The 17960-nt window shown below is 64.8% G+C and carries 12 protein-coding genes; 7 read left to right on the forward strand and 5 right to left on the reverse strand.

Annotated features, from left to right (window positions below; translation table 11 throughout):
* Positions 1-70 precede the first annotated feature (70 nt).
* Positions 71-1717 (reverse strand): dolichyl-phosphate-mannose--protein mannosyltransferase, encoded by a 1647-nt coding sequence (locus tag NFJ07_RS06320; protein WP_269993252.1) that lies wholly within the window; start codon positions 1715-1717, stop codon positions 71-73.
* A 131-nt stretch (positions 1718-1848) separates the two neighbouring features.
* On the opposite strand from NFJ07_RS06320, the gene rsmI reads away from it, so the two are divergent.
* Together rsmI and NFJ07_RS06330 are read left to right on the forward strand one after the other, a co-directional pair.
* Complete coding sequence (gene rsmI / locus NFJ07_RS06325) at positions 1849-2709, forward strand: 16S rRNA (cytidine(1402)-2'-O)-methyltransferase (protein WP_269993401.1); 861 nt, start codon at positions 1849-1851, stop codon at positions 2707-2709.
* A 187-nt stretch (positions 2710-2896) separates the two neighbouring features.
* The gene (locus tag NFJ07_RS06330; protein ID WP_269993253.1) at positions 2897-4378 is read left to right on the forward strand and encodes an NAD-dependent succinate-semialdehyde dehydrogenase; all 1482 of its coding nucleotides are present in this window, start codon (positions 2897-2899) and stop codon (positions 4376-4378) included.
* A gap of 164 nt (positions 4379-4542) precedes the next feature.
* Here the strand turns inward: NFJ07_RS06330 and NFJ07_RS06335 are convergent, their stop codons facing one another.
* The 3 genes from NFJ07_RS06335 to NFJ07_RS06345 form a co-directional block, all read right to left on the reverse strand.
* The gene (locus tag NFJ07_RS06335) at positions 4543-6972 is read right to left on the reverse strand and encodes a transglutaminase TgpA family protein (RefSeq protein ID WP_333482040.1); all 2430 of its coding nucleotides are present in this window, start codon (positions 6970-6972) and stop codon (positions 4543-4545) included.
* A 155-nt stretch (positions 6973-7127) separates the two neighbouring features.
* On the reverse strand, positions 7128-8549 hold the full coding sequence (locus NFJ07_RS06340) for a DUF58 domain-containing protein (protein ID WP_269993255.1): 1422 nt from the start codon (positions 8547-8549) through the stop codon (positions 7128-7130).
* A gap of 22 nt (positions 8550-8571) precedes the next feature.
* A complete protein-coding gene (locus tag NFJ07_RS06345) occupies positions 8572-9648 on the reverse strand; it encodes an AAA family ATPase (RefSeq protein WP_269993256.1) in 1077 nt (358 codons plus the stop codon).
* A gap of 187 nt (positions 9649-9835) precedes the next feature.
* Here NFJ07_RS06345 and NFJ07_RS06350 point away from each other — a divergent pair, with 187 nt between their 5' ends.
* The 5 genes from NFJ07_RS06350 to NFJ07_RS06370 all read left to right on the forward strand — a co-directional run bounded on the left by NFJ07_RS06350 (position 9836) and on the right by NFJ07_RS06370 (position 16052).
* Positions 9836-10720 (forward strand): TatD family hydrolase, encoded by an 885-nt coding sequence (locus tag NFJ07_RS06350; RefSeq protein ID WP_269993257.1) that lies wholly within the window; start codon positions 9836-9838, stop codon positions 10718-10720.
* Between the two features lie 267 nt (positions 10721-10987).
* Positions 10988-12139, forward strand: coding sequence for a resuscitation-promoting factor (locus tag NFJ07_RS06355; RefSeq protein ID WP_269993259.1), 1152 nt, complete (start codon positions 10988-10990; stop codon positions 12137-12139).
* A 106-nt stretch (positions 12140-12245) separates the two neighbouring features.
* Entirely contained in the window at positions 12246-13127 is an 882-nt protein-coding gene (rsmA, locus tag NFJ07_RS06360) for a 16S rRNA (adenine(1518)-N(6)/adenine(1519)-N(6))-dimethyltransferase RsmA (RefSeq protein ID WP_269993261.1), read from the forward strand.
* Positions 13124-14101, forward strand: a complete 978-nt coding sequence (locus NFJ07_RS06365; protein WP_269993262.1) for a 4-(cytidine 5'-diphospho)-2-C-methyl-D-erythritol kinase — start codon at positions 13124-13126, stop codon at positions 14099-14101. The genes rsmA and NFJ07_RS06365 overlap by 4 nt, the downstream gene beginning before the upstream one ends.
* Before the next feature lie 115 nt (positions 14102-14216).
* Positions 14217-16052 carry an ABC-F family ATP-binding cassette domain-containing protein gene (locus NFJ07_RS06370; protein ID WP_269993263.1) on the forward strand — a complete coding sequence of 612 codons (1836 nt, stop codon included), beginning with the start codon at positions 14217-14219 and terminating at the stop codon, positions 16050-16052.
* Positions 16053-17223: 1171 nt separating this feature from the next.
* Here NFJ07_RS06370 and NFJ07_RS06375 read toward each other — a convergent pair.
* A complete protein-coding gene (locus tag NFJ07_RS06375; RefSeq protein ID WP_442865305.1) occupies positions 17224-17910 on the reverse strand; it encodes a TetR/AcrR family transcriptional regulator in 687 nt (228 codons plus the stop codon).
* Between the last annotated feature and the right edge of the window lie 50 nt (positions 17911-17960).

Raw genomic sequence — 17960 nt, forward strand, 5'->3', positions numbered from 1 at the left:
CCCGGGAATATCCAATCCTAGGCGGGCCGCTTCTTTGCGTGGGTGCCGTCCCGACCTTCCGGGCAGGTCCCTAGATCCAGGACGGCATCCACATACGCATGCGCCAGTCCTGATAGCTGATCACTTCTGCCGTCCACACCGGATAGAAGAACGCCGACAACAGCACGGCAACGACCACCACAAGGCCAACCAGGTAAAGGCCGGAGCGGCGGCGCCACGGAGGAGCCTCGCTCCTACCGAGCACTCGTCCCAATCCATAGACGAGAGCCAGCACGAGGAAGGGCTCGAAGGAAAGCGCATAGAAGTAGAACATGGTGCGCTCCGGATACATGAACCACGGCAAATACCCCGCGGCGACGCCGGCCAGGATTGCCCCTGCCCGCCAGTCGCGCCGTCCCGCCCACCAGAACAGCACCACGAAGAGCGCAATCGTGGCACCCCACCAGATCACCGGGTTGCCGACGGACAGGATCGCCGAAGTACAGTTGGGCAGATCGCAGCCGGGGGTTCCCTGCTTGGGGGACTCATAGTAGAACGACGTGGGCCGGCCCATGACGAGCCAGGTCCACGGACTCGCCGAATACGGGTGCGGCGAGCTGAGGCCCTGGTGGAAGTTGTAAGCCTGCAAATGGTAGTAGGCAAGGGAACGCAACGGCCCGGGAATCCAGCCCCACGTGGCGGAGGGATTCGTATCCGCCCATTGCCGGTAATAGGCGTCCTTGGAAAGGAACCAGCCGGTCCACGTCGACAAATACACGGCTCCGGCCACCGGGATCATGGTGAAGAACGCAGGAATGCCGTCCTTGATGATCCCGGCACTGGGCCAACTCCGGATGCCGGCAATGCGCCGCGCGCTCATGTCCCAGAACACGGTCATCAAGCCGAAACCGGCCACGAAGAACAGCGCCGACCACTTGGTGCCAACCGCCAAGCCGAGGCAAACACCGGCCGCCAGCCGCCACCACCGGAATCCGAGCCACGGCCCTGAGGCGAGGTGCAACGCCGTCGGCCGGCCGTCCTTTGAGGCGCCTGCCAGCGCGGCAAGCCGTGCCGCCAGACGGCGCCGTCCGTCGTCGCGATCCATCAGGAGGGCACCAAAGGCCGCGAGCAGCCAAAACATCAGGAAGATGTCCAGCAGGGACGTCCGCGACATGACCAAGTGGTGGCCGTCGACGGCGAGCAGCAGCCCCGCGGCCGCGCCCAGGATGTGGGAGCGGAACAGCTTCAGGGCGATCAGGGCGATCAGGAAGATAGAGAGGGTGCCCGTCAGGGCCGCGGAAAACCTCCAGCCGAAGGAATTGTCCGAGCCAAAGAGCCACATCCCGAAGGCGATCATCCATTTCCCCACCGGGGGATGCACCACGTATTCGGGGGAGTTGAGCAGGACGTTGGGGTTGCCTGCATTGAAGGCATCGTTGGCCTTGTCCGGCCAGCTCCGCTCGTAGCCGCTGACCAGGAGCGAGTAGGCATCCTTGACGTAGTAGGTCTCGTCGAAGACGAGGCTATGAGGGTCATCGAGGCGGACAAAACGCAGGATCCCGCCGATCACGGCCGTGATAGTGGGGATCAGCCAGAACCACAGCCGCAAGGACGGCGGATAATCCCGCCAACTTTGGATGCTGCCAATGAGCCGCGTCCGCAGGGCCTCGGCCGTGAAAGCCTCCCGGGGCCGTATCAACCAGGTTTGCGGGGCGGGGCGCACGGAGGTATCGGTCACTCAGCCCATGCTACCTTTTGCCTCCGATAGCTCCCTGAAAGCAGCAGCCGGGGCATTAGGCTTGTTGGGTGACTGAACAGCTGAGCTCCCCGGATGAAACCACCGTTCCTGACTCGGCGGAGTCGCTTGAGGTGCAGGCGCTTCCCGCCCTGCCCGACGGCGTAGGCCGGATAGTGCTGGCTGCCACTCCCATCGGCAACGTCGGCGATGCCTCCAGTCGCCTCATCGAGTTGTTGCAGACGGCCGACATCGTCGCCGCGGAGGACACGCGGCGCCTGCATCGGCTGGTCCAGTCGCTCGGCATCACCGTGTCCGGCCGGGTCATCAGCTACCACGAGCACAACGAGGCCGCCAAGACCGAGGAACTGCTGGATCACGTCCGGGCCGGCAAGACCATCATCATGGTGAGCGACGCCGGCATGCCCGCAGTGTCCGACCCCGGCTTCCGCCTCGTGGAGGGAGCCGTGGCAGCAGGGCTGTTCGTCACCGCCTTCCCCGGCCCGTCCGCCGTGTTGACGGCCTTGGCACTGTCGGGGCTGCCCACGGACCGTTTCTGCTTCGAAGGATTCCTGCCCCGCAAGGCCGGAGAACGCAGCTCCCGGCTTGCGGACCTCGCCAACGAACGCCGGACGATGGTGTTCTTTGAGGCACCGCACCGGCTTGAGCCAATGCTCCGCGCCTTGCACGAGCGGTTCGGCGCGGACCGCCGCATCGCGGTGTGCCGCGAATTGACGAAGACCTATGAGGAAGTCATCCGGGGAACCGTGCGGGAACTGCTTGAGTGGGCTGAAAACAACGAGGTTCGCGGCGAGATTGCCGTCGTCGTGGCCGGCGCCCCCGAACAGGCGCCGGGCAAGCCTGAGGACCATGTTGCGGCGGTCAATGAACTCATTGCCAAGGGCGTCAGGCTCAAGGAAGCGGTGGCCGCAGTGGCCGAGGACGCCCGCATCAGCAAGCGCGAGCTGTACTCTGCTGTGCTCGCGGCGCGTTAGGACGGTGCTCGCCGCTCGCTAGCTCCGGGCTCAACCGGGGCTGTGCAACTGCACAAACTCTTGCTCCCGCGGCAGTGCGCGAAGGCGTAGACACTGCTTCGCGGCGGGCAGTACCGTGACAGTAATTCCACAAAAATCAAGTGTTGGTGCATCTCTACAACATGCACCGACTGACGAAGGAGTCACTGTGACTGTTACCGCCGATCGCGAAAGCGAACTTCTCGCATCCGTTCCCACGGGGCTGCTCATCAACGGCCAGTGGCTGCCTGCGGCATCCGGCAAGACGTTCGACGTCGAGGATCCCGCCACGGGCAAGGTGCTCATCAGCATTTCCGACGCCGGAGCAGAGGACGGCGCCGCCGCTCTGGACGCTGCTGCCGCAGCCCAGGCCTCCTGGGCCCGCACCGCTCCCCGCGAGCGTGGCGAAATCCTGCGCCGCGCGTTCGAGCTGGTCACGGCACGCGCAGAAGACTTCGCGCTGCTCATGACCTTGGAAATGGGCAAGCCTTTGGCTGAAGCCCGCGGCGAAGTAGCTTACGGCGCCGAGTTCCTGCGCTGGTTCTCCGAGGAAGCCGTCCGCGTGAGCGGCCGCTACTCCGCAGCCCCGGACGGCAAGAACCGCATCCTGGTCCAGAAGAAGCCGGTTGGTCCCTGCCTGCTGATCACCCCGTGGAACTTCCCGCTGGCCATGGCTACCCGCAAGATTGCCCCCGCGGTTGCCGCTGGCTGCACCATGGTGCTCAAGCCCGCCAACCTGACCCCGCTGACCAGCCTGCTCTTCGCCCAGGTCATGCAGGAAGCCGGCCTCCCCGCCGGCGTGCTCAACGTCATCCAGACCTCCACGGCAGGCGCAGTCACCGGGCCCCTCATCAAGGACCACCGCCTGCGCAAGATCTCCTTCACGGGCTCCACCGCCGTCGGGCAGTCCCTCATGCGCGAAGCAGCGGACAAGGTCCTGCGCAGCTCCATGGAACTGGGCGGCAACGCACCGTTCGTGGTCTTCGAGGACGCTGACCTGGACAAGGCCGTCGAAGGGGCCGTCGCGGCCAAGATGCGCAACATGGGCGAGGCCTGCACGGCAGCCAACCGCTTCATTGTGCACGACTCCATCGCCGATGCCTTCGCCGACAAGTTCGCTGCCAAGATCTCGGCACTCAACACTGCGCGCGGTACCGAGCCGGACTCCACGGTTGGCCCGCTAATCGATGGCAAGGCCCGCAACGGCGTGCACGCCCTCGTGTCCGACGCCGTTGCCAACGGCGCGATCGCCGTCACCGGCGGTGCCCCGGTGGACGGCCCGGGCTACTTCTACCAGCCCACCGTGCTCAAGAACGTGTCCGCGGACGCCCGCATCCTGAAGGAAGAAATCTTCGGACCGGTTGCACCGATCATCACCTTCAAGAGCGAAGACGAAGCCATCAACCTGGCCAACAACACCGAATACGGACTGGTCGCCTACGTCTACACCAAGGACCTGAACCGCGGACTGCGCGTCAGCGAAAAGATCGAGACCGGCATGCTCGGCCTCAACGCCGGGGTCATCTCCAACGCTGCGGCACCTTTCGGTGGCGTGAAGCAGTCCGGCCTGGGCCGAGAAGGCGGTTTCGAAGGCATCGAGGAGTACCTCACCACGCAGTACGTCGGCATCGCGGATCCTTACGCCGACTAGTAGAACTTCGGCGTACCTCTCGCAACGGGGAACTGCCGTTGAATGAAGGCAGGGCACCAAACCTTTGGGTTCCGGTGCCCTGCCTTTGCCGTTCCAAGCCCAAGTAACTCGCAATAGATGTCGTTTTCGGCGCCCATAACGACAACAACTGCGAGCCGGTTGGGTCAGCGCCGCCAGCGGAGGGCCCCGAACAGTTTCTGCACGGATGCTGCCGCCCGGCTTGCTGCCGCCGCAGAAATGCCACCCAGCCAGCGGAATGGCGACCACAGGAGCTGGAACCACCTGGACATCAAGGACGGCGGGAACCAATCGGCACGGAAGACTGCGAACCAAGACGCATTGCGCCGGAACGCGGCACGGACAGCCGCGATCCGGACCGCGGCCGCGTTCGCTCGCTCCGCTGCAGTGTCCGCCTGGGGGCCCTCCGGGGGACCGTAACGCTGCCGTTCGAACTCGCCGGTGAGTGATGCAACTGCGTGCTGCCCGGCGTCGTCGGCGGCTCCCGACGGCGACGCTGCCGCCCTCGGCGTTCCAAGTACAGCTGAGTTGCTCAATCGGGCCGCGAAATGCCGCGGCGTTTCGCTGGGCACGGGTGGTACACCGTAGTCCGTGGCGAGGTCCTGAAGCTCAGCCCATGCCAAGACCGGACCATCCCCGGACGGGGCCGGGCCCGCCCCGTCTCCCGAAGCGATCTGCTTGGCTCGTGCCGGCCTCAGGCGCCGCGCCCGGATGCCGGAGCGGACCAGCCGCGGGGAAGCCGCCAACACCGCCAAAAGGAGCGCGGCGGCGGTGACGTACAGAGCGGTTGCGTAACCGGTGGCCGTGCCTGATCCGGCCCCCGGACCCGCAAGCGGAGGTACAGCAGTGGTGCTCGGCGGGGGAGTCGAGGAACCCGGGGTCAGGTTCTCGTCATGCAGGTTGGTGCTCGGGCCGCCCGGCGCAACAGGCTCGCTCGCATAGGGCGGGACCACGCCGCGGGAAGGGGTTGGTTCAAAGGCGACCCAACCGACCCCCTCGAAATAGAGCTCGGGCCAGGCGTGGGCGTCGCGGGCATCCACCTGATACTCCGCCAGGGGTTCCTGTCCCGCCACCGCAACTGTGGCCCCTGTGGCGTGCCCCGGCGCGTACCCCACTGCGATGCGGCTCGGGATTCCCTCCAGCCGCGCCATGACGGCCATGGCGGAGGCGAAGTGCACGCAATAGCCGCTCTTCTGCTGCAGGAAATCCGCCAGCACGGACATGCCGTTGCCGTCATAACCGCCCTGGACCGGAGCCTGCAGGGAGTAGCTGAACTGAGATGAGCGCAGATAGTCCTGGATCGCCATCGCCTTGGCATAGTTGCCGTTGGCGCCGGCCGTCACTGTCTTGGCGGTGTTCTTCACAATGTCCGGGACATTGCTTGGCAACTGGATGAAATCCTGCGAGATGGAGGTGGGCTTGGCGTTGTCCTGGCTCAACGTTGCCGACGTCAGCGCCGGCAGCGCCGAATACACGGTGTACTGCTGGTTCCTCGTGGTGGTGTCCTCGCCACGGATGCTGAGCGTTGCGGGATCCCAAGACCAGCGTCCGCTCAGGCCGTTTACGGCTGTTGGGGCATAGGGGACCGGCAGATACGGACTGGTGAACTGCCCGGTATCGACCACCGTCAATTGGCGGACCAGCTCAGAGGGGAGTGCGTAGTCCGGCGCCATGCGGCCCGGTCCTATGCGCCGGGAGGCTTCGCGGTCGTCGGGTGCCCAGGTATCGCCGTCGAACTTGTCAATGGTGACGGAGCGGAGGTAAACCGGGGCCGTGGAACTCGTGGCATAGGTGATGCTGCCGTCGCTGGTGGGATTCCGCAGGCTGTTGCCGAGCGTGATCATGGGGTTCAGGCCGTTGGAGACGCCCCAGGGATTCAGCCGCGAACCCACCGGAAACGTCCCGCGCTCGAAGCCCGGAACCGCCAATGGCAACAGGAGGCCCAGCACCAGGGCCACGCCACCGATCACCACGGACCGCTTGAGCTGCCCCGTGCCGTGGGCGTTGCCGGTCTGCAGCCGCGAGTCCGGTGCGAACCATTGGCTGCAGCCCAGGATCAGGATGAAACCGACGGCGGCGGCGAGGAATCCGAGCAGCCCGCCGCCTTGCGGCTTGATGGTCGCCGGGAAAACGAGGACAACCAGCAGGCCCAAGCCACTCGTCGCAGGCATGCCGAGCGGGACCGCCAAGGCATCGATGAGGACAACCACCAAGCCCAGGCTCACGCAGGCGACGAACACTATTCCAGCGTTCGGGGAGACGGGTGCGGTCTCCGACACCATCGTTTCTCCGGCCCGTTTGAGGAATTGGCCCAGCGTGTCCAGGGTCGCACCGGAGGGAATGAAGCCCGCGATGCTTTCAGGCCGGAAGAAGGTGAAGTCGAGGATGAACACCAAAGCGAGCAAGCCACCCAAAGTGGTGAGCACCGGGTGGACCCTCAGGGCACGAAGGACAGCCAAGGTCAATCCGACGATAAACACCGTGGTGATAGCGGGAACCAGCCACACCCAACCCCTGAAGACGCCGTTGAGCGAGAGCGAGGCTCCGATTACGGCGACCGCGATGGCCGCGGACATAGCCCAAGGGTAGGCACCCGGTCCTGGCTTTCCCGGGCGGGGCGCCCTTCCCTGGCCACGGGACTGCATTCCAGGTCCACCCGACGAAGCGTCACTCGTCTTTGCCGGCTCCGGGCGCGAGGACCGTCCCGGAGGGCTGTTCCTGGAGGTTGTGGTCATCGCGGCACCGCCGCGCCACGCCGGACGTCCATCGCTGCGGCAGCAGCTGCGAGGATCTCTCCTTGATCGAAGCCGGCCCATGCGGCGGGAAGATCCGTTCTCGAGCTCACGGCGACGGCCCGCCAGCCGCCCAGCTTCAATGCTTCGATGACGGGCTGGACATGGCGCGGGTGGTCGGTAACCACCAGGGCAAAAGCGTTGGCCCCGTAGCCGGCGGCCGGCGCCAACGCGCGGGCCTCGGAGAGCGGCATATTGCCGAGCAGTGCGAGAACGGGACCGCGCAGGCGGTGTGCGGCCAGCTTGTCCATCAGGTGGTCGTCGAAGGGCGCCTCAGCACCGTCGACGACGCCGGCCGCATCTTTGCGGCCGCGCTCGCCGTGGACATGCCGCGGGCCGCTGAGCTGAATGGCGGCGAGGCTTTCGGCAATGGATTGCAGGCCTCCCAAACCGCTGAATTCCTCGGTTTCGGGATACGGTGCGGAACGGGATGCGCGAAATGCGGGGTGCCCGGCAGCATCGAGGAAACGCAGCGAGTAGTTGCGATCGGCAAGGTGGGCGCTGATCGACATCGCTGCCGTCACGACCCATTCGAAGTTCTCGCTGCTCACCAGTTCAAAAGCGTCCTCGTGGGCAGGGCCAAAAACCGCGGCCGAGCCCGACACGAAAGCGGAATAGCGCTGGTCCATGATGATGGTCGCCTCGGGCGTGGTGACGGATTCCTCCTGCCGCACCATGAGTTCGCCGTGCCGCGCTGTCGCGGCCCAGTGGACTCGTCGCATGGGGTCGCCGTGCCGGTATTCGCGGGTCATCACGTCGTCGTCGCTGGGATTGGCGCGGATCCGGGTGGCGGTCACGCCGTCGTTTCCGCGTGCGCCCGCGAGGCCGGTGGCGGGGAGTTCGACGGCGGCAGGCGTCACGGTGAGGATGTCGCCGTCGTCGATCTCGTGCCGGTGCAGCGACAAGCCGAACGGATCGCAGAACTCGGCCGTGACCGGACCGATCCTGAACTGGCCGCGCTTGCCCGATCGCAAATGGTATTCATAACGGCTGGTGCCACCGGAAGCGGCCCGGGCAGGAAACCGAAAGGCCGGAGGTTCGCCGAAGCGTGGCGGCAACTGCTCCTCCATGATCACCGGCCCGGCGGCCGCGCCGGTCCGTGCCACAGCCAACCGCACCGTTGCTGTGGAGGAGGTCTCCACGGAAGAGGGATGGAATTCGCGGAATACTTGGAAGCGCGGTTTGAGGATACGGACGCCGGCAAGCGATACCAGCGGCAGCACCGCCAGCAGGATCCCGAGCGCCAGCAGATCGCGCCTGCCCATGATCTGGGCAAGAAGCAAGGAACCAACACCGCTGGCAAGCAAGCCCCAACCGCGGGTAGTGAACAGATGCTTCGGAAGTAGATCGATGAGCGCCATGCCTGCCCCCTCCTTCGCTCTCCTAGCTGCTTCGGCGTTCCGCGGCGGCGTCTTGGCTTACCGGGAGGGAGGCCAGGATGGCCCGGATGATGCTCTGCGGCGTATCACCGGAACTCGCGGCCTTGCGGTCAAGGATGATGCGGTGCGCCAGGACGGACTCGGCCACGGAAATGACGTCGTCGGGAAGGACGAAATCCCTTCCGTCAAGGGCTGCGGTCGCTTTGGCCGCCCGCAGTAGTTGCAGCAGGGAGCGCGGGCTGGCTCCCAGGCGCAGGCGGGCGCTGTCCCGGGTGGCCCGGCCCAAGGCAACCGTATATTCCTTGACGGATTGGGAGACATAGACCTGCTGGACCGTGGCGATCATCGCGGCGACGTCCGCGGAAGTGACCACAGGGGTGACTTTGGCGAGAGGTGAGACCGCCTGATGCGTCTCGAGCATCTCGATCTCGGAGAGCTTGTCCGGGTAGCCCATCGAGATGCGAGCCATGAAACGGTCCCGCTGGGCCTCCGGCAGCGGATACGTGCCTTCCATCTCGATGGGGTTCTGCGTCGCGACGACCATGAACGGCTCGCCCAATTGGTATGAATGGCCGTCCACCGTTACCTGGTGTTCCTCCATGCATTCGAGGAGGGCGGACTGCGTCTTGGCGGAGGCGCGATTGATTTCGTCTCCGATCACGATGTTGGCGAAGACCGCACCCATCCGGAACTCGAACTGCCGCGAGGACTGGTTGTAGATAGAGACGCCCGTGACGTCCGAAGGAAGCAGGTCCGGGGTGAACTGGATACGGCTGACCTTGCAATCGATGGTGCGGGCGAGGGTCTTGGCGAGCAACGTCTTGCCGACACCTGGCACGTCCTCGACCAGAAGGTGGCCTTGGGCGAGGAGCACCGTGAGGGCAAGTTTGGCGGCCTCGGCTTTACCGTCGATGACTTTGTTGATGGCCGCCAGGATCTTCTCGCTGGCAGCGTGGAATTGCTCAGGATCCATGACCGCCGGCTTGTGCCCGTTGAAGGACTCGCGCTCAGTAGGCAAGGCAACCACGGCCTCGTCCCGCAGCAACTGTTCATCAACGGTGCCGTGTCGCTTTGAATCCATGGACAACCCCCTCAGCCATGACAGCACCCCAGCCGGGCCGCGGTGCCCTGGCCGGGATATACCGCCTTTTGTACCAGACTACCCAGCCTAGGCCCGCCGCAGACAGGGGTATGTTCCGGAGGGAGGGATAAAGGAGAGATAACGAAGGGATCAGGAAAGCGGCAGTAGGGAAAGATAGGGTGGATTCATGTGCAATTCCCTCCCACCGGCTTCCTACCGCGCGCCTGAAACCGGCGATTCCCGCAAGGAATACCCACCTCCTCCCGAGCCGCTGCCGGTCCCCGTGATGGACAACCACACGCATCTTGACTTCCGCCACGGCCTGCTCGAAGTCGCGGTGGCGGATGCTTTGGACGCGGCCGAAGCCGTAGGTGTCCAGGGCGCGGTGCAGGTAGGTTGCGACCTCGAGTCATCGCGGTTCACGGTCCAGGCGCTTGACGCGGACAGGCGGCTCCTCGGAGCTATCGCCATCCACCCCAACGACGCCCCTGTTTACGCGGGCCGCGGAGAGCTGGAATCGGCGCTCGCGGAAATCGAAGAGCTGGCGGCCCACCCGAGGGTCCGCGCGATCGGCGAAACCGGTCTTGATTTCTTCCGCACCCACGGCGACGGCCTGGTGCACCAGCGCCATTCGTTCCGCCGCCACATCGATATCGCGAAGAGGCTGGACCTCACCCTCCAGATCCACGACCGTGACGCCCATGACGACGTCGTCCAGGTTCTCCGCGAAGAGGGCGCCCCGGAGCGGGTGGTATTCCATTGCTTTTCGGGCGATGAAGAACTGGCGCGGATCTGTAACTCGAACGGCTGGTACATGTCCTTTGCAGGCACCATGACGTTCAAGAACGCGGCAAATCTGAGGGACGCGCTGGCCATCGCAGATCCGGAACTGGTGCTCGTCGAAACTGATTCCCCGTTCCTCACGCCGCACCCCTACCGGGGCCGTCCGAACGCAAGCTACATGGTGCCGTACACCGTTCGTTCCATGGCGGAAGTGACCGGAACCGAGCTTTCCACGCTGTGCTCGCAACTGGCTCAAAACACCGTGGCGACATACGGATCCTGGGACTGAGCAGAAAATTGCAATACATACCCGGTATGTAAAAATCTTGGTCACTTTATAACGCTTCGGTTACAGTGGGTAACCAGTAGCCGGGGTCGGGGAAGGCCTTCGGGAAACTAACTCCGTTCGCAATTGGTGTTTTCAGTTGAATTGAGTGTGGCGGCGCACAGCTCCGCTGCAGTCCTCCTGCATGCTTCGGCCTGCATCCGGGACCGCGGCAGGAGGCCCCTGTGCGCTTTTCCCCGTGCCCGGATGGTCCAAAAGTTACGGGCAAACATGGTCAAGTTCTTCACCACGGGCGGTAAGTTCAGTTTCGTCAAGGTCGGTGCGCAGCTGCTGGTGCTTTCGGCACTAGTGCTGGGAGTGGTTGCTTTTACGGGCAACAACAAATCAGTCACCCTCAACGTCGACGGCAAAGTGAGTTCCGTCCAGACCTTCGGCAATACCGTTGACCAAGTGGTCAAGGCAGCCAAGGTTGATCTGAAGGCTGAAGACCGGGTTTCCCCGGCCTTGGACGCCTCGGTGCAGAACGGCTCCATCATCAACGTCAACCTGGCCAAGGCCGTCACCGTCAGCCTTGATGGCGCCCAGCGTACGGTCAACACCACGGCTCCCAACGTCGAAGGCCTCGTCTCCGAACTCGGCGTCGCGAGCGCGTCGGCTATCTCCCAGCCCAAAGACACGCAGCTGGCCGTCTCCGGATCCTACGTTTCGATCCTGACCCCCAAGACGATCAGCCTGATCGTGGACGGGCAGAGCTCTTCAAAGACCACGACGGCGCCCGACGTGGGCACCGTCCTCAGCGATGCCGGCGTCTCGCTCGGCGCGAACGACCGGGTTTCGCAGCCCAACTCGGCTCCCGTTGTCCCGAACATGGTGATCAAGGTTTCCCGAGTGGACACAAGCAAGACCGCCACCGAGACGGAGAACGTCCCCTTCGACACGGTCACCACGGAAGACGCCACCCAGTTCAGTGACCAGAAGACCGTAACCCAGGAAGGCGTCCTCGGGCTGCTCAGCAAGACGTTCAAGCTCGTCCTGGTGGATGGTCGTGAAGCTTCGCGGACCATGGTTTCCTCGGACGTGACGGTCCAGCCGGTCAGCGCGAAGGTGACGGTCGGAACCAAGGAACGCCCCAAGCCTGCCCCCGCCGCTGCTGTTGCCTCCGGACCTACCGGCGCGCCGAACGAGGCAATGTGGGACAAGGTTGCGCAGTGTGAGTCCGGTGGGAACTGGGCCATCAACACCGGCAACGGTTACTACGGTGGCCTGCAGTTCGACATCCAGACCTGGATCGGTTCCGGCGGTGGCGCCTACGCGCCCAACGCCGCCGCCGCCAGCAAGGCCCAGCAGATCGACATCGCCAACCGCGTCTACGCGCAGCGCGGCCTCGGACCGTGGGGCTGTGGCTGGGCAGCTTCCAGCTAAGCAAAATGAAATTGGCCGGGTCCGGAATCTCCGGGCCCGGCCTTTTCGCGTGGTGAAGATGGCTGGCGGGCGCTCCCGCTAGCCGGCCAGACGATACGATACCTAGGTGACTGAACCGAATTCCGAACACGCCGCCGTCGCACCCCTTCTGGGAGCTGCGGACATCCGACGGCTCGCCGAGGAAATCGGTGTCCGCCCAACAAAAACCCTGGGCCAGAACTTCGTCATTGACGGCAACACGATCCGGAGGATCGTCTCTGCCGCCGGTATTGACCCCGAGGAAACCGTGCTGGAAGTCGGGCCCGGGCTGGGTTCGTTGACACTCGGCCTGCTCGACGCCGCTAAAACAGTTGTCGCCGTCGAAATCGATCCCGTACTTGCCGGCAAGTTGCCGGAAACGGTGCGCACTTGGCGCCCGGAGGCTGCGGACGATTTCCATCTCGTCCTCTCCGACGCCATGAAGGTCACCCAACTTCCGGTACAGCCCACCGCCCTCGTGGCCAACCTGCCGTACAACGTGGCGGTTCCCGTGGTCCTGCACCTGCTCCAACATTTCCCGAGCCTGCAACACGGGCTGGTCATGGTCCAGGACGAAGTGGCGGACCGGCTGGCCGCGGGTCCCGGCTCCAAGATCTACGGAGTCCCCTCGGTCAAGGCGGCCTGGTACGGCCACATGCGCAAGGCCGGCGTGATCGGCATGAATGTCTTCTGGCCGGCGCCGAAGATCCACTCGGGACTCGTGTCCTTCACGCGCGGCGCACCGCCGGCAACGCACGCTACGCGCGAACAGGTCTTCGCGGTCATCGACGCCGCTTTTGCCCAGCGCCGCAAGACGCTCCGCGCGGCCCTCGCAACCTGGGCAGGGAGCGCGGCGGAGGCCGAACGGTTCATCGTTGCCGCCGGCGTCGACCCGACGGCCCGCGGAGAGGTGCTCGATATCAACGCTTTTGTCCGGATCGCCGAGGCACGCCACCCCCTGGACGCATGAATCCGGCAATCAGCGGTACGAACCGCGGGCGCTTCGTCGCACGGACCGTACGTGTCCGGGCACCCGGCAAGGTGAACGTTTCCCTCAACGTCGGCCCCTTGCGGCCCGACGGCTACCACTCGGTGGCCAGCGTGTATCTCGCGGTGTCCTTGTATGAGGAAGTAGCCGCCACGAGCACGGAGGGCCCTGGGATTACGGTCAGCATCGCTCCCGCAAGCACGTTGGACCTCGACGGCGTGGACATCCCACTGGACGAGCGGAACCTGGCCTACAAGGCTGCCGCCATCATGAGGGATGTCTCGGAGAACGCCACAGGCGTGCACTTGGAAATCACCAAGCGCGTCCCGGTTGCCGGAGGCATGGGCGGCGGCTCGGCCGATGCCGCGGCGACACTCCTGGCCTGCGATGCCCTCTGGAACAGTGGTTTATCACGCGAAGAGCTGGCCCACCTTGCAGCCGAGTTGGGCGCGGACGTGCCGTTCTCGCTGCTTGGAGGCACCGCCGTCGGGCTTGGCGTCGGCGACGAACTCTCACCCGCCCTCGCGAAAGCGCAGATGGACTGGGTCCTGGTCTGCGCCGACTACGGACTCTCCACGCCCGAGGTATTCCACACCTTGGACAGGCTTCGGAACACCGAGGGACTCGACGTCCCGGAACCGCTCGAGGTCGACGCCAAGATCCTGCAGGCGCTGCGCAACGGAGATCCGGACTCCCTGAGCAAAGTCCTTGTCAACGACCTCCAGCGCGCCTCGATCGAGCTGGCTCCGCAATTGCGGGACACTATCGGGATGGGGGAGTCGAACGGCGCCCTCGCCGGGATTGTTTCCGGCTCCGGCCCCACCGTGGCTTTGCTCGCCCACAACCCTCGGGCGGCAGAGGGGCTCGCCGAGGACCTCCGGCACCTGGGTCACAACGCCCTTGCGGTGCACGGCCCGGTTCCCGGTGCCCGGATCATCTCCGATACCCTCCTATGACAAGTCGCCCTGACTTTTTGCCCTGACTATTTACCCGGGCGATTCGTACCGATTTCGCCAGGACAATCCAGCCAGTAGCGATTTCCTGACTATTCACACCAGAAAGTAGTACCCAGTGGCCCACCTGCTCGGCGGTGAAAACCTCACCGTTTCGTTCGCAACCCGCACCATCCTCGACGGCGTAACCCTTGGTTTGGAGGACGGCGACAGGATCGGCATGGTCGGGCGCAACGGTGACGGCAAATCCACGCTGATGCGCTTGCTGGCATTGCGCTCGACGCCGGACTCCGGCCGCGTGACCAAACGCGGCGACGTCAATGTCGGCTACCTCGACCAGTCCGACGTGCTCGACGGCGACCTCACGGTGGGGGCCGCGATCGTAGGCGACCAAGCCGACCACGAATGGGCCGCGAACCCCAAAATCCGGGAGATCATGGGCGGTCTCGTCGCCGACGTCGATTGGCACGCCAACGTGCATGCCCTCTCCGGCGGACAAAAGCGCAGGGTCGCCTTGGCAAAGCTCCTCATCGAGGACCACGACGTCATCATGCTCGACGAGCCCACCAACCACCTCGACGTGGAAGGCGTCGCCTGGCTCTCCCGGCACTTGAAGACCCGCTGGCGGGCCAACCAGGGCGCGTTCCTTGTGGTGACCCACGACCGTTGGTTCCTGGACGAAGTCTGCAACCGGACGTGGGAAGTGCACGACGCCATAGTGGACCCGTTCGACGGCGGCTACGCGGCATACGTGTTGGCCCGCGCCGAGCGTGACCGGAGTGCGTCCGTCGTCGAAAGCAAACGGCAACAGCTGGTCAAGAAGGAGCTGGCGTGGTTGCGCAGGGGCGCCCCGGCGCGCACCTCGAAGCCGAAGTTCCGCATAGAAGCCGCCAACGATCTGATCGCCGATGTTCCTGATCCGCGCGACTCGGTTGCCCTCAGCAAGATGGCAACCGCCCGGCTCGGCAAGGACGTGCTGGACCTTGAAGGCGTCTCCCTGGATTTCAAGGGCGACGACGCCGGCCGGAAGCTCTTCGACGATGTCACCTTGCGCTTGGCTCCGGGGCAGCGGCTTGGGCTTGTAGGTGTCAATGGTGCCGGAAAGTCCACCCTGCTGAGGCTCCTCAACGGTGAGATCACGCCGAGTTCGGGCAAGGTCAAGCGCGGCAAGACCGTTGTCACCGCGGTGCTCAGCCAGGACGTCAAGGAGCTCGACGACGTGTCCGACCTTCGCGTGATCGAGGTCATCGAACGCGAGAAGCGCTCCTTCAGCGTTGGGGGCAAGGAATTCACGGCCGGCCAGCTCGTGGAGCAGCTCGGGTTCACGAAGGAAAAGCAGTGGACCCCCGTCACCGACCTTTCCGGTGGCGAACGGCGCCGCCTGCAGCTTTTGCGCCTGTTGGTGGGCGAACCGAACGTCCTGATGCTCGACGAACCCACCAACGACCTCGATACGGACACCCTCGCCGCCGTCGAAGACGTCCTGGACGGCTGGCCCGGCACGCTGGTTGTTGTCAGCCACGACCGCTACCTGCTGGAACGCGTCACGGATTCCCAAATGGCACTCCTGGGCGACGGCAAGCTGCGCGGACTTCCGGGTGGCGTTGACCAGTACCTGGAATTGCGCGAAGCTGCCCTGGCGAGCGGCGCAGTGACCGGCGGCACCTCAAGCGGAAGCAGCACCCCGACGGCGGCAAGCGGCTCAGGCGCCGCCGTTTCCGGGCCGAGCGAATCAGAGAAGCGCGAAGCCCGTAAGGACCTGAACCGGATCGACCGGCAGCTGGGCAAGATCGCGCAACAAGAAGAGAAGCTCCACGTCCAAATGGCGGCCAAGTCCCAATCCGGCGACTTCGACGCCCTCGGCGAACTGAACACCAAGCTCCAGGAGCTCCTCGAAGAAAAAGAAGGCCTGGAGCTCGAGTGGCTTGAGGCGGCGGAGATCCTGGGGGAGTAGGCGGGCGCCCGATGTTTCGCGACTAGTGCCTTGGGCCGGACAACGGTCCTTCGGCGTCGCTTAGCGCGGAGGTTCCTTCCCAAAGCTCGCAAGCTCGCTTCGGGGCCCTCGGAACGTCGCTTAGCGCGGAGGTTCCTTCCCAAAGCTCGCAAGCTCGCTTCGGGGCCCTCGGAACGCCGCTTCAACGCAAAGGGGCTACTCGCTCGCTGAGCGAGCTCCTAGCCCGTTGCATCGCGATGCGCTCCTTTCCGAAGAACCGCAGTCCGGCGGTTACGCGGGGCGGCGGACTTCCGGCGTCGTCCGCCAGCGGTGAGGAGTGGTCGGGGTCCGTGGAACTCAAGGCTCTGGCGGAAGACAAGGCATCGCGAACGAGCGCATCGGGGTGAATCCTGGGCCTGTTTCGACACCCAAATGTGCCCGCGACACAGATCGAGGAATCCGTTGCGGATTCCGGTGTCGACAGGGATCTTGCGTGTCGCGGGCACATGGGCGTTGGAACCCATGGGCGCATAGGAGTGATTCTCAAACGGAACGTTGGCAAGAGCGGTGCTGCGGGCCTTCGGGTAGGAGCGCATCTCGGTGAGTCTTGGGAGATTCGCTACACCCGAATGGATCCTCGACTCAGAAAGAGGAATTCGATGCGCGGATTCCGGTGTCGACAGGGATTTTGCGTGTCGACAGGGCACATCTGCGTCGAAAGTCCGGGCGCGGGTCGAAGCGGTTGTTTGGTGAATCGTGGGCAGGTTTCGACACCCGAATTTGCCCTCGACTCGGAAAGAGGAATCCGATGCGCGTATTCCGGTGTCGACAGGGATTTTGCGTGTCGAGGCCGCATCGGCGTCGGAACCAATGCGCGCATCGGGGTGAATCCCAAACGGAAGATTGGCAAGAGCGGCGCTGCGGGCCTTCGGGTAGGAGCGCATCGCGAGGCATCGGGCACTGGAAGTCGCTCAGCGACTGTAGGTGTCCATTTGCCTCGTGTCTAAGCGACGGCGAAAGGGCCGTTGCTCCGCGGAGGCGACCGCGGACACGTGCGAAAGGGCCGTTGCTCCGCGGAGGCGACCATGGAAACGCGCGAAGGGCCGTTGCGCTGCGGAGGCGACCGCGGACACGTGCGAAAGGGCCGTTGCGCCGCGGAGGTGACCACGGAACCCGCGGACGTGACCGAAATCTAGCCCTCGCTCCGCAGTTCCGGTTCCTTTTGCAGGCCCGTCAGGCCGTTCCATGCCAGGTTGACCAGGTGGGCGGCTACCGCGCGTTTGTCGGGCTCGCGGTGGTCCAACCACCATTGGCCGGTCATGGCCACCATGCCTACCAGCATCTGGGCGTACATGGCGCCGTCGGCTGCGCTGAATCCGCGCCGGGAGAATTCGTCGCCGAGCAGGTCCTCCACACGGTCCGCCACGTGGGAAAGCAGGGTGGAGAAGGCGCCTTCGGGCTGGGAGGGCGGGGCATCCCGCATGAGGATCCGGAAGCCGTCGCTCCGCTCTTCGATGTAGCCAAGCAAGGCAAGGGCCGCTTGTTCAACGAGGACGCGTGGTTTGGCTTCGGCGGCGAGGGACTCGTTGATGGCGTCGAGGAGGATCCGGAATTCGAACTCCACAACCTGCGTGTAGAGGCCTTCCTTCGAGCCGAAGTGCTCGTAAATCACGGGTTTGGACACGCCTGCGGCAGCTGCGATTTCGTCAATGGTTGTGGCGTCCAGGCCGCGGGCGGCAAAGAGGCCCCGGCCTATTTCGATGAGCTGGGAGCGGCGCTGGGAGCCTGTCATCCGGGCACGTGCAACCTGGCCTGCGGGTGGGTGGTTGATCACCCTGGAACCCGTCGACTGCCGGGGAAGTCCTGTGCTGTTGCTCACGCATCTATCATGCCTTATGTCAAGCGTGAAGCGGCCTCGGGAGGGCCTGT

It is taken from the genome of Arthrobacter sp. B2a2-09, assembly GCF_027587375.1.
GTDB lineage: Bacteria > Actinomycetota > Actinomycetes > Actinomycetales > Micrococcaceae > Arthrobacter.

Bases quoted from the DNA above. Each gene is read 5' to 3' on its own strand.
- NFJ07_RS06345 (WP_269993256.1), bottom strand. From the start codon at position 9,648: ATGGATTCAAAGCGACACGGCACCGTTGATGAACAGTTGCTGCGGGAC.
- NFJ07_RS06355 (WP_269993259.1), top strand. From the start codon at position 10,988: ATGGTCAAGTTCTTCACCACGGGCGGTAAGTTCAGTTTCGTCAAGGTC.
- NFJ07_RS06365 (WP_269993262.1), top strand. From the start codon at position 13,124: ATGAATCCGGCAATCAGCGGTACGAACCGCGGGCGCTTCGTCGCACGG.
- NFJ07_RS06340 (WP_269993255.1), bottom strand. From the start codon at position 8,549: ATGGCGCTCATCGATCTACTTCCGAAGCATCTGTTCACTACCCGCGGT.
- NFJ07_RS06350 (WP_269993257.1), top strand. From the start codon at position 9,836: ATGTGCAATTCCCTCCCACCGGCTTCCTACCGCGCGCCTGAAACCGGC.
- NFJ07_RS06335 (WP_333482040.1), bottom strand. From the start codon at position 6,972: ATGTCCGCGGCCATCGCGGTCGCCGTAATCGGAGCCTCGCTCTCGCTC.